General features: G+C 68.9%; 11 protein-coding genes. 3 read left to right on the forward strand and 8 right to left on the reverse strand.

All coding sequences use genetic code 11. The annotated features are described in order from the left end of the window. Positions 1-87: 87 nt before the first annotated feature. Positions 88-1353 carry a cytochrome P450 gene (locus A5727_RS06515; protein WP_068246407.1) on the forward strand — a complete coding sequence of 422 codons (1266 nt, stop codon included), beginning with the start codon at positions 88-90 and terminating at the stop codon, positions 1351-1353. Here A5727_RS06515 and A5727_RS06520 read toward each other — a convergent pair. Further along, complete coding sequence (locus A5727_RS06520; RefSeq protein ID WP_068246414.1) at positions 1319-1981, reverse strand: TetR/AcrR family transcriptional regulator; 663 nt, start codon at positions 1979-1981, stop codon at positions 1319-1321. The genes A5727_RS06515 and A5727_RS06520 overlap by 35 nt on opposite strands. 92 nt (positions 1982-2073) lie before the next feature. Here A5727_RS06520 and A5727_RS06525 point away from each other — a divergent pair, with 92 nt between their 5' ends. Beyond that, positions 2074-3654, forward strand: coding sequence for an MFS transporter (locus A5727_RS06525; protein ID WP_068246418.1), 1581 nt, complete (start codon positions 2074-2076; stop codon positions 3652-3654). On the opposite strand, the gene mftG is transcribed toward A5727_RS06525, so the two are convergent. The 7 genes from mftG to mftA form a co-directional block, all read right to left on the reverse strand. Next, positions 3638-5110, reverse strand: a complete 1473-nt coding sequence (gene mftG / locus A5727_RS06530) for a mycofactocin dehydrogenase MftG (RefSeq protein WP_068246423.1) — start codon at positions 5108-5110, stop codon at positions 3638-3640. The genes A5727_RS06525 and mftG overlap by 17 nt on opposite strands. Continuing rightward, positions 5107-6519 (reverse strand): mycofactocin biosynthesis glycosyltransferase MftF, encoded by a 1413-nt coding sequence (gene mftF, locus A5727_RS06535; RefSeq protein WP_068246428.1) that lies wholly within the window; start codon positions 6517-6519, stop codon positions 5107-5109. Before mftF ends, mftG begins: the two co-directional genes overlap by 4 nt. After that, entirely contained in the window at positions 6516-7289 is a 774-nt protein-coding gene (gene mftE / locus A5727_RS06540; RefSeq protein WP_068246432.1) for a mycofactocin biosynthesis peptidyl-dipeptidase MftE, read from the reverse strand. The genes mftF and mftE overlap by 4 nt, the downstream gene beginning before the upstream one ends. Positions 7290-7402: 113 nt before the next feature. Then, positions 7403-8587, reverse strand: coding sequence for a pre-mycofactocin synthase MftD (mftD, locus tag A5727_RS06545; protein ID WP_068246435.1), 1185 nt, complete (start codon positions 8585-8587; stop codon positions 7403-7405). 4 nt (positions 8588-8591) lie between these two features. Continuing rightward, complete coding sequence (gene mftC / locus A5727_RS06550; RefSeq protein WP_068246438.1) at positions 8592-9782, reverse strand: mycofactocin radical SAM maturase; 1191 nt, start codon at positions 9780-9782, stop codon at positions 8592-8594. Continuing rightward, positions 9779-10111: a mycofactocin biosynthesis chaperone MftB gene (gene mftB / locus A5727_RS06555; RefSeq protein WP_068246441.1), complete on the reverse strand. Its 333-nt coding sequence runs from the start codon at positions 10109-10111 to the stop codon at positions 9779-9781. The genes mftC and mftB overlap by 4 nt, the downstream gene beginning before the upstream one ends. A 1-nt stretch (position 10112) precedes the next feature. Beyond that, complete coding sequence (gene mftA / locus A5727_RS27355; protein ID WP_157521251.1) at positions 10113-10208, reverse strand: mycofactocin precursor MftA; 96 nt, start codon at positions 10206-10208, stop codon at positions 10113-10115. A 104-nt stretch (positions 10209-10312) separates the two neighbouring features. Here mftA and mftR point away from each other — a divergent pair, with 104 nt between their 5' ends. Then, the gene (gene mftR / locus A5727_RS06565) at positions 10313-10906 is read left to right on the forward strand and encodes a mycofactocin system transcriptional regulator MftR (protein ID WP_068246473.1); all 594 of its coding nucleotides are present in this window, start codon (positions 10313-10315) and stop codon (positions 10904-10906) included. The last annotated feature ends 26 nt before the right edge of the window (positions 10907-10932 follow it).

The following is a 10932-nucleotide window of genomic DNA, read 5'->3' on the forward strand; positions in this document are numbered from 1 at the left end:
TCGCAGAATCCTTTCCCTTCGCCAGACCATGACCGACACTGATCTTGACGCCCGTCAAGTTTCCCGCACGGACCGAGGAGTTCGACCTTGAGCACGCCGACGACAGCCCACCAGACCAGTGAGCAGGGACGGGTGTTGGCAGATCCCACCGCCTACGCCGACAACGATCGCCTGCACACCGCGCTGACCTGGCTGCGCGCCAACCAGCCCGTCACCTGGGTCGACGTCGCGCCCTATCGGCCGTTCTGGGGTGTCACCAAGCACGCCGACATCATGGACATCGAGCGGGACAACGACCTGTGGATCAGCGAACCGCGCCCGCTTCTGCTGCCCGCCGAGGCTGAGGATGTGATCAAGCGCGACCAGGAGGCCGGAATCGGTCTGCGCACCCTGATCCATATGGATGACCCGCATCACCGCGACATCCGCAAGATCGGCGCGGACTGGTTCCGCCCCAAGGCCATGCGAGACCTCAAGGTGCGGGTCGACGAATTGGCCAAACGCTATGTCGACCGGATGGCCGAGATCGGACCGGAGTGCGATTTCGTCACCGAGATCGCGATCAACTTTCCGCTGTATGTGATCCTGTCCCTGCTCGGCCTGCCCGAAGAGGACTTCCCGCGGATGCTCAAGCTGACCCAGGAGATGTTCGGCGGCGAGGACGCCGAGCACAAGAGGGGTGAGGGCACCACCGAGGACCTGATGGCCGTGCTGCTGGACTTCTTCAACTACTTCTCGGCACTGACGGCATCGCGTCGGGCCAACCCGACCGACGACCTGGCATCGGCGATCGCCAACGGCCGGATCAACGGTGAGCTGATGTCCGACATGGACACGCTGTCCTATTACGTCATCGTCGCCAGCGCCGGCCACGACACCACCAAGGACGCGATCTCGGGCGGCATGTGCGCACTGATCGAGAACCAGGATCAGTTGGCGCGCCTGAGGGCCGACATGGGCCTGATGCCGACGGCGGTCGAGGAGATGATCCGCTGGTCCACTCCGGTCAAGGAGTTCATGCGCACCGCCACGGCCGACACCGAGGTCCGCGGCGTGCCGATCGCCAAGGGCGAAGCGGTGTACCTGTCGTATGTCTCGGCCAATCGCGACGAGGAGATCTTCGACAATCCGTTCGCGTTCGACGTCGGCCGCGACCCCAACCGGCATCTGTCATTCGGCTACGGTGTGCACTTCTGCCTCGGGGCCGCGCTCGCACGGATGGAGATGAACAGCCTGTTCACCGAACTCGTGCCGCGCCTGGAGTCGATCGAACTGGCCGGCGAGCCCGAGTTCTCCCAGACGATCTTCGTCGGCGGGCTCAAGCACCTGCCGATTCGGTACTCGCTGCGCTGATCTCGGTCACGGCGCCGGTCGCGGGCTTGGCGCCGTAGACGTGCAGGAAGCCCTCGACGGCGACCCGGACGCACTCGTGGTAATCGGCCTCGACCAGCGTGCTGAGCTTGGCCGTGACCAGCGGGCCCAGCAGCAGCGCCATGGCCGTGGTGCGGTCGAAATCGCCGAGTTCGGCCATGGCCTGCGGACTGTCGAACACCGCGTCGAACGGGGCGGCGTACTGCTGGGCGATGCGCTCGCGCAGCGTGCGCACTTCGGGGCTGTCGCCCGCCTCGGGCACCTCGTCGAGATCACGGCCCAGCGCCAACCAGTTCATCGCGGTCAGCAGCGCGGGCGCATCAGCGATGTGCTGGGCCCACGCCTCCATCAACGCCACCAGGCGCTCGCGCAGCGTGCCCTCATCGGGCGGCATCGGCGGGGGCGGAATCAAGCCCTGGAACGCCGCGGCCAGCAGGTCGGTTCCGCTGGGGAAATGCCGGTACAGCGTGGCCCTGGCGACGTTGGCCCCGCGCAGTACGGCGTCGACGGTCACCGCACTGGGCCCGCCTGAGCGCAGCAGCGTGGTCGCGGCCTCGAGGAGACGCGCACGCGAGCGCGCCGGCCGCGGGTCGGTCCGTCCCTGCGCCATGACTCCCCTTCCCTGACCCCATCGGGGGACGACGGCCGCAGACGAGACTGTTAGTCTCGAAAGTATCCGGCATGCCGAGGGAAGGTGCCGTCATGGGAGTGCTCACCTCCACTCAGCCCGATCAGGATACCGAGGCACGGCCCAGCACCATGTCCATGCGGGCCAGGGTGTGGACGGTGTTCCTGGCCTGCTGCGCGCTGTCGCTGGTGATGTCGTCCATGGTGGCGCTCAACACGGCCCTTCCCGACATCGCCCTCGAGACGGCCGCCAGCCAGACTCAGCTCACCTGGATCGTCGACAGCTACACGCTGGTGCTGGCCTGTCTGCTGCTGCCGGCGGGCGCCCTCGGCGACCGCTTCGGCCGCCGAGGCGCGCTGATCGCCGGCCTGGTGCTGTTCGCGCTGGCGTCGGTGGCCCCGCTGCTGTGGACCACGGCCAACGCGCTGATCCTGGCACGCGCCGCCGCCGGCGTCGGCGCGGCCCTGATCATGCCGGCCACCCTGTCGCTGATCACCACCTCGCATCCCGCAGACCAGCGCACCAAAGCGGTCTCGATCTGGGCGGGCGTCTCCGGCGTGGGCGGTCTCATCGGCATGCTCGGCTCGGGCCTGCTGCTGCGCTACTGGGAGTGGCCGGCGATCTTCTGGACGTTCGCGATCTGCGCGGCCGCCCTCGCGGTGCTCACCGCCACCATGCCGACCTCTCGCGACGAGGATCCGAAACCGCTGGACTGGATCGGTGCGCTGCTGATCGGTGCGGCGGTGGCGACCTTCGTGTTCGGCATCCTCGAGGCGCCGATCCGCGGTTGGGACCATCCGCTGGTCTACGGCTGCCTGGCCGGCGGCGCGCTGCTGGCCGGCGCCTTCGCCGCCGTCGAACGGCACCGGCGCCATCCCCTGCTCGATGTCCGACTGTTCGCCGACGAGGCCTTCGCGACCGGGGCGGCGTCGGTCACTGTGCTGTTCCTCGCGTTGTTCGGGTTCTTCTTCGTGATAGTCCAGCAGATGCAGATGGTGATGGGCTACAGCGCGCTGGGGACGGCGGTCGCCATCTCGCCACTGGGCGTGCCCATGCTGGCCCTGTCGGGGCTCTCGCACCGAATCCTGCCCCGGCTGGGGCTGCGGCTTGCGGTGTTCATCGGCCTGATGCTCGTCGCGGCCGGCTACCTGTGCATGCGGATTCTCGAAACCGACTCGCCCTACTGGCATCTGGCGGTGCCGCTGCTGATCATCAGCTGCGGCATCGGACTGTGCGTGGCTCCCACCACCTCGGCCATCATGACTTCGGTGCCCGATGCGAAGCAGGGCGTCGCCTCGGCGGTCAACGATGCGACCCGCGAGATCGGGGCGGCCCTCGGCATCGCGCTGGCCGGTTCGATGCTCGCCTCGCAGTACACCAGATCCATTGCATCGCAGTTGAACACATTCCCCGTACCGATCCAGGAGGCGGCAGGACGGTCACTGGGCGAAGCGATGGGCGCCGCGGAGCGACTCGGCCCGCAGGGTCAGGTGCTGCTCGATCTGAGCCGGGCCGCGTTCGTCGACGGCGTCCACGCGTCACTGACCTCGCTGGCCGTCCTGATCGCGGTGGCGGCGGTGCTCATCGGACTGTGGGCACCGGGACGCGACGGCCGCCAACTCGCCCTGCTGCGCAGGCTCACCCGCCGGGACTGACGAACTCCGCGGCCCGGTGGGCCAGCATCACGGTGGTGGCGTGCGGTCCCCGACTGAGCGCCGACGGCAGGACCGAACCGTCGATCACCCACAACGCCTCGACACCACGCACCCGACACTGCTCGTCCAGCACGGCGCGCGGGTCGTCAGCGCGCCCCATCGGCGCGCTGCCTCCCAGGTGCTGCGAGGTGGACCAGGAGTGCTCACCGACTTCGGCTGCCGTGCCGATGATGTCGCGGACCACATCGGTGCCGTACTCCAGGCGCGCGACGTCGTCGGCGACCCGGTCGTAGTGGTGCTCGATGTCCGGCGGTGTCCTCGGATCTGCGGACACCAGGGCCACGCTGGTGTACGACTGGGGCTTCATCAGCGCCACGCCCAGGTGCGGCCAGTCCGGGTGGTCAGCACCGCCTCCGCCCACCATCGCCACGAAACCACCTGTGTAGGGCCTGATCTCGAGGTCGTCGGCGACACTTAGGACAACCTCCAGCACCGGCCGGTCGGGTATCACCGACCAGTTCGTGGGCAGCACCCACTCCGGGTGGTCGACACAGTGCGTACCGACCGGAAGCGGTTGCACCACGGGCACGCCCGCACCGCGCAGCACCGACTCCGGTCCGATCCCCGAGAGCATCAGCAGATGCGCGGTGCCGATGGCACCACTGCTCAGCACAATCCGGTCAGCCGTCAGGGTGGTCACGCCGTCGGGGCCGTCTGGGCCGTGGGACCGGGTCACGTCCACGCCGACAGCGCGACCTCGGTGGAACCGGATCCGCAGCACACGGGCCCGGGTCAGCACCGTGAGGTTCGGCCGACTCATGGCGGGCACCAGGAAAGCCGCGCCCGGCCCCACCCGCCTGCCCTTGACGATGTTCAGGGGTACCCGCCCCACCCCGGAGGGCAGCCCTCCGCTCTCGACGCCGTTGAGGTCCGGCAGCCACGCCACCCCCGCACGCTCACATGCCTCGAGGAAAAGCGCTGTGGCCCCGACATATTCGGAGGTCCGCTGGACATGAATGGGTCCGCTGTCGCCGTGCAGCGGCCCGTCGAAGTCCAGATCGGTCTCCACGGCCCGGTAATGCGCGAGCACCGTGGGCCAGTCCCACCCGGGCAGGCCCCACTCGGCGATGTCGGCGGGCACCGCACGACAGAAGTATCCACCGTTGATCGCGCCCGACCCACCGACGGTGCTCCCCCGCACGAGGTGGGCGGTCCGGGGCGGATCGTGCGTCAGGGCTGAGGCGTAGCGGGTCACCAGTTCGCTGTCGGAGCCGATGGGCAGCAGCGTGCCGCTGTCGGTGAGCGCCTGCACCCCAGGCTCGCCAGGCCCGGGTCCGGTCTCCACCACGGTGACGGCACACTGCGGATCCGACGAAAGACGCTCGGCGAGCACCGATCCCGCGCTTCCCGCACCGACGATCAGGACATCGCTGTGTGCGGCGGCTGTGGCATTCACGCCTTGATCTGCGGCATGAGTGGCGTCAGGGTCCGTTCCTGGACCGCACCGCACCACAGGCCCGCGCCATAGGCCAGGTCGTCGAGTCGCTTCATCAGCACATACGACACCAGGCCCAACGGCCTGCTGTCCTCACCGACGTGCCGGCGTCGGTTCAGCCAGTCGACGGCGCCGTCGATGATCGCGGCCGCCAGCACGGCCCGACGGCACCGTTGTGAGACCACCGCCAGGACCAGGGACACCGGCCAGTAATGCCTGCAGACCGCCGCGGCCAACTGCATGGCGGCCGCCCCCAGGCCGCGGGCCGCCACGTAGGCCACGTCGCGGGGGTTGGCCTCGGGCCCGCGCAGGCTGCGGGAGATGCGGCGACCCGAGATCGCGGCGGCGCCCAGCGAAGCCAGTACACCCACCCGTGATCCCATTCCCAGCAGCACCCAGGCCAACAGCATCCATCCCGAGATCACCATCGGAGCGGTCTTGTCCGGGTGCCTGGTGGACAGCGGGGCCGCCGAGCCTCCATAGAATGCTTTGCGCACCAACCAGTCCCGCACGTCAGTGCGATGGTCATGGGCGACCTGCGCCACCGGCTCGTAGCGCAGCCTCGCCCCCGATTCGACCAGCCGCCAGCACAGGTCGACGTCCTCGCCGGACAGCAGGGCCTCATCGAAGCCGCCGATGTCGAGCACCGTCGCGCGCCGGCAGATGATCGCGGCACTCGGGACATAGGAAACCGTCCCGTACGGCAGCACCGGAGCCTCCCGGTGTCCGAGGTCCAGCGAGGACCGGACCGCCTCGTAGCGGGCCACCAGGTTCTCCTCGACGTTCAGGCCCACGATGCGCGGCGCCACCAGCGCCACGCTGGGGTCGCAGAAGTGGCCGAGCAGCGCTTCGAGCCATCCGCGGCGCGGCACCACATCGGAGTCCAGGAAGGCCACGAAGTCCGTGGAGCAGGCCAGCAGACCCGTGTTGCGGGCCGCCGCGGGTCCCCGGCTCACGGGGTGCCGAAGGATTGAGACGTCGCAGTGCGCACCCGCGATGTCGGCCGCGCTGACCGGTGTCGCCGAACCGTCGTCGACGACCACGACCCGCAGCCCGCGGAGCGCGCCGAGCAACCGGGTGAGCCCGGTTATGTTGTCCCGCACCGGGATGACCACGGTGACGTCACGGTGCGAGGGCCCGGTGGCCGGGCGGGGATGGGCCACCGTCGCGTCCAGCAGGGTCCGGGCCAACTGGGCGCTGACGGCGTCGCGCACCTCGAGTCGGCCACCTTCGAGCATGTCCTGCGCCGCGGGGGCCAGCCTCAGCAGTCGGGTCGGCGTACCGCCGAGCAGGGCCGCCCCCTGCCCGAGCACCCGCACCCGCCGGTCGACCTGCACCGCGAAGCCGTCGGGCAGCCGGGGCGGGGTCACACCAGCATCCCGTCGTCCCGTGGGGTCCATCGGCGCAGCCGCTGCGCACAGTCGGCGACCATCTCGGCGAACAGTCGCCGTCCCTCCTCCGCGGTTGCTGTGGTCGGGTCCCCCAAGATTCCCACCTCACTCACTGCGGCGACTCCCCCTCGGCGCATGCTGGGCATCAGGTCTACCAGCGGGGCGCAGTTGCCCGGGCGGGAATGCTCGAATCTCACCTCGGATGGCGAAATATGTAGCAATACAGACGTTTCTGCGTGCCCGGCGTGCGCGTCGCCGCCGCGGACCGTACACGACGACCAGGCGGCGTCGCGGCCCTCTGACCTGAGCAGACGCACCGCCTCCCGCAGCGCCTCGACGTTGCCACCGTGCCCGTTGACGAACACCAGCCGCGCGGCCCAGTGGGTGGCCGACCGGCCGAACTCGACCAGGAGGTGCCGCAGGGCCTCGGTGCCGATCGAGACCGTGCCGGGGAACCCCTCATGTTCGCCACTGGCGCCGTAGGGGACGGCCGGCGCCACGAGGTACCGGGGGCCCGTCTCGGCCCCGTCTCGACCGTCCTGGGCCGTCCCCTCCGACACCACCCGGGTGGCCGCGGTCGCCACGGCCGTCGCGATGCGGGTGTCGGTGTCCAGCGGCAGGTGCGGCCCGTGCTGCTCGGTCGAGCCCACCGGGATCACCACCACTGGTGAGGCAGTGACGAGGTCCCTCGACGTCGAGGGCCCCAGCTCCGAAGGCGAGACCACTCGCCGATGGTAGGCCGAATTCATCTGCCGTGCCCCAATTGTTCGCCGTCGCGAACGATCAGCCCACAATCCGCAGGAAGACCCGCCCGGGCGGCGGTCACCTCCGCCACGTCCGCCACGTCAGTAACAGGCAGGCGTCAGGAGCGGGGAACTCCCAGTGCCCGGGTGAACCCCTCCGGGATCAGGATGTCGTCGGGGGTCAGGTCGTGGATCGACGACTTGCCCAGGCCCATGAGCGCCGAGTCGATGCCGCCTCGCATGATGTCGAGCACATTCTCGACACCGGCCTGCCCTTCGGCGGCCAGGCCCCACAGGTAGGCACGGCCGATCATGACCGCGCGCGCTCCGAGCGCCACGGCCTTGACCACGTCACTGCCCCGTCGGATACCGCCGTCGAGCAGAACCTCGACCTCGTCGCCGACGGCCTCGGCCACGGCGGGCAGGCAGCGAATGGCCGCCGGCGTCCCGTCGAGGTTGTTACCGCCGTGGTTGGACACCGAGATCGCCGAAACACCGGCATCGACAGCACGTTTGGCGTCATCGACACGCACGATGCCCTTGAGCATGAACGGTCCACCCCACTGCTCGCGAAGCCAGGCGATGTCGTCCCAGGTCGGCGGCGGGGTCCCCATCCACTCGCCGTACGCCTGGAAGAACGGCGGTCCGGGTTCGCCCTTGGCGGCCTGGTTCGGCACCCGCAGGTTGGGCGGGGCCAGATGTTTGCCGAACGCCCACAGCCAGCGCGGCTTGGTGATGGCCTCCGGCGACATCTTGATCATGGTCTTGAGGTTCATGGCCTCGGGGATCTTGGGGCTGCCCCAGTCACGCCCGTGCGAGAAGCTCCAGTCGGTGGTGACGATCAGCCCGACGGCCCCGGCGTCCTTGGCGCGCTGCGCCCGGGCCAGGATGGCATCACGGCTGCCGAGCCAGTAGATCTGGAAGAAGATCTTGCCGTTGACCGCGACGACGTCCTCGATCGGCTTGCTGGCGAACGACGACAGTCCCATCGCCGTACCACGCGCGGCCGCTGCCCGAGCGACAGCGACCTCCCCCTCCGGGTCGACGGCCTGCACGCCCGTCGGAGAGATGATGACGGGCAGCGAGATATCCTGCCCCATCACAGTTGTCGCCATATCGCGCTTCTCGGACGCGCCCACCACATGTGGGGCGAAGCCGAGCTCGCCGAAGGACTCGACGTTGTCGGTGACCGTCAGACCCTTCTCGCTCGCGGAGATCAGCGACGAGTAGACGGACTTGGGCAGCCGTTTCTTCGCCCGTTGCTGGGCGATGGCGACGGTCTCGAACCAGGTATCGCGTGCCATGAGATCAGAGGGGACTTTCGTTGCAGAATTTCTTGGGCGGGACAGTGAGCAGCGTCAGCGGGATGGGCCCCGCAGGCGTCTTCCGGTTCCCGGTGCGGGAATGGTCGACGCTGGATTTGGGCACGGTGCGGTCGGCCGAGAGCGCCGATTCGCCGTAACCCTGGACGCACTCCGGATCGGGGCCGTCCATCGGCAGGCCCGTGAAGAACTTTGCGGCCATGCAGCCACCGCGGCAGGCGTCGAAGTGGCCGCAGCTTGAGCACGCCCCGGCCGACTGCGGCTCACGCAGTTCGCGGAACAGCGGCGCGTGCTTCCAGACGGTGTCAAAACCGCCGTCGGACACCACGTTTCCGGCCAGGAAGCGGTCGTGGATGGCGAACGGGCAGGCGTAGACGTCACCGACCGGGTCGATCAGGCACACCACCCGGCCCGCACCGCACAGGTTCAGGCCCGCCAGGGCCCCGGGCTCACCGAGGCCGGACAGGTGGAAGAACGAGTCACCGGTCAGGACGCGCTCCCCGTGCGCGACCAGCCAGTCGTAGAGCTGGACCTGCTGCGCGGGGGTGGGGTGCAGTTCGTCCCAGACGTCGGCGCCGCGACCGGAGGGGCGCAGGCGCGTGATGCGCAGGGTGGCGCCGTACCGGTCGGCCAGGGCCTTGAACTCGTCGAGCTGGTCGATGTTGTGCCGGGTGACCACCACCGAGATCTTGGCATCGGAAAACCCTGCGGCGGCGAGGTTCTCGAGGGCACGGATGGCCATCGCGAACGACCCCGGGCCGCGCACCGCGTCGTTGACCTCGGCGGTGGCGCCGTCGAGGGAGATCTGGACGTCGACATAGTCGCTGGCCGCGAGCTTGGCCGCGACCTCGGGCGTGATGCGCACGCCGTTGGTGGAGAACTTGACGCCGACGTGGTGCTCGGTGGCGTAGTCGACGAGTTCCCAGAAGTCCGAGCGGACCGTGGGCTCACCGCCACCGATGTTGACGTAGAACACCTGCATGCGTTCGAGCTCGTCGATGATGTCCTTGCACTGCTGCGTGGACAGCTCGCGGGGATCCCGCTTGCCCGACGAGGACAGGCAGTGCACACAGGCGAGGTTGCAGGCGTAGGTCAGCTCCCACGTCAAGCAGATCGGTGCATCCAGACCGCGTTCGAACTGGTCGACGAGTCTGGGCACGGGCGCGACTGACGTCACCGGTCCTCCGAAGTCTTGGGTTGGGGTTCAAGCATTTTCGATTCGGCCAGTACCGCAAGGGCGTGCAGGTACGGCTGTTGGGCCGAATCGTCGATACCGACGGCGCGGCACGCGCTGCGCACGTCGGGATGGGCGTCCAGGGACTGGACCAGTTCAAGCACCGTCCGGTTCTTCAGAAAGGACAGCTTGCGGGTGCCGAAGTGGTAGAGCAGCGCACCGAAGGGTTCCGGGCGCACCGCGACCTGGGGGTGAAGCCGCCAGCCGCGATCGACATCGAACCGGCTGGAGCGGTCGATGCCGTCAGCGATCGCGGCCGGCGAGTTCGTCATGTCAGTAGACGCCGCACATGCCGTCGATGGAGACCTCTTCGACCAGGCTCTCCGTGACGAGGGCCTCGCCGGCAGCGACCTGCTGATCCTGTTCCATGGTGTTCACCTTTCGTTGTGTGAGACTCGACACCTCGGGTCTGTGCGGAACACAATATGGCATCGGGTGCCTAAACGCTAGAGATCGGCCGAAAGGAGGTGGACATGCACGACGATCAACCCGGCGCTCCCCGCGTCGGGCGCCGGCGTTCCACCACGCGCGACCACATCGCGGAGGTCGCGATCGAGCTGTTCAGCGCCCGCGGCTTCGACGCCGTCAGCGTCGACGACGTCGCGGCCGCGGCGGGCATCGCCCGCCGCACCCTGTTCCGGTACTACGCGTCCAAGAGCGCGATCCTGTGGGGGGATTTCGACACCCATCTGCGGCATTTCCGCGATCTGCTCGCCGACGTCGACACCTCAGCACCCCTGGGGCCTGCGCTGCGCGCAGCACTGCTGGCGTTCAACACCTTCGACGCCGCCGAGCAGCTGCACCACCGAGAGCGCATGCGCGTGATTCTGGAAACCGATGAGCTGCAGGCCTATTCGATGACCATGTATGCGGGCTGGCGGGAGGTCATCGCCGACTTCGTGGCGGCGCGCAGCGGCGCCAAGACCACTGACCTGTTCCCCCAGACTATCGCCTGGACCATGCTCGGGGTCGCGCTGTCGGCCTACGGGCAGTGGCTGGCCGACGAGTCGGTCTCCCTGCTCGACGCGCTCGGTGCGGCCTTCGACGTGGTGGCTGCGGGGATCTAGAAGGGCCCCCTCCCCCACTTCCCGGG

Origin of the sequence: Mycobacterium sp. ACS4331 (assembly GCF_001667265.1) — a bacterium.
Taxonomy (GTDB): Bacteria; Actinomycetota; Actinomycetes; order Mycobacteriales; family Mycobacteriaceae; genus Mycobacterium.

Coding starts and splice junctions, on each gene's coding strand:
- A5727_RS06525 (WP_068246418.1), top strand. CDS start 2,074: ATGGGAGTGCTCACCTCCACTCAGCCCGATCAGGATACCGAGGCACGG.
- A5727_RS06520 (WP_068246414.1), bottom strand. CDS start 1,981: ATGGCGCAGGGACGGACCGACCCGCGGCCGGCGCGCTCGCGTGCGCGT.
- mftR (WP_068246473.1), top strand. CDS start 10,313: ATGCACGACGATCAACCCGGCGCTCCCCGCGTCGGGCGCCGGCGTTCC.
- mftE (WP_068246432.1), bottom strand. CDS start 7,289: ATGAATTCGGCCTACCATCGGCGAGTGGTCTCGCCTTCGGAGCTGGGG.
- mftD (WP_068246435.1), bottom strand. CDS start 8,587: ATGGCACGCGATACCTGGTTCGAGACCGTCGCCATCGCCCAGCAACGG.
- mftA (WP_157521251.1), bottom strand. CDS start 10,208: ATGGAACAGGATCAGCAGGTCGCTGCCGGCGAGGCCCTCGTCACGGAG.
- mftB (WP_068246441.1), bottom strand. CDS start 10,111: ATGACGAACTCGCCGGCCGCGATCGCTGACGGCATCGACCGCTCCAGC.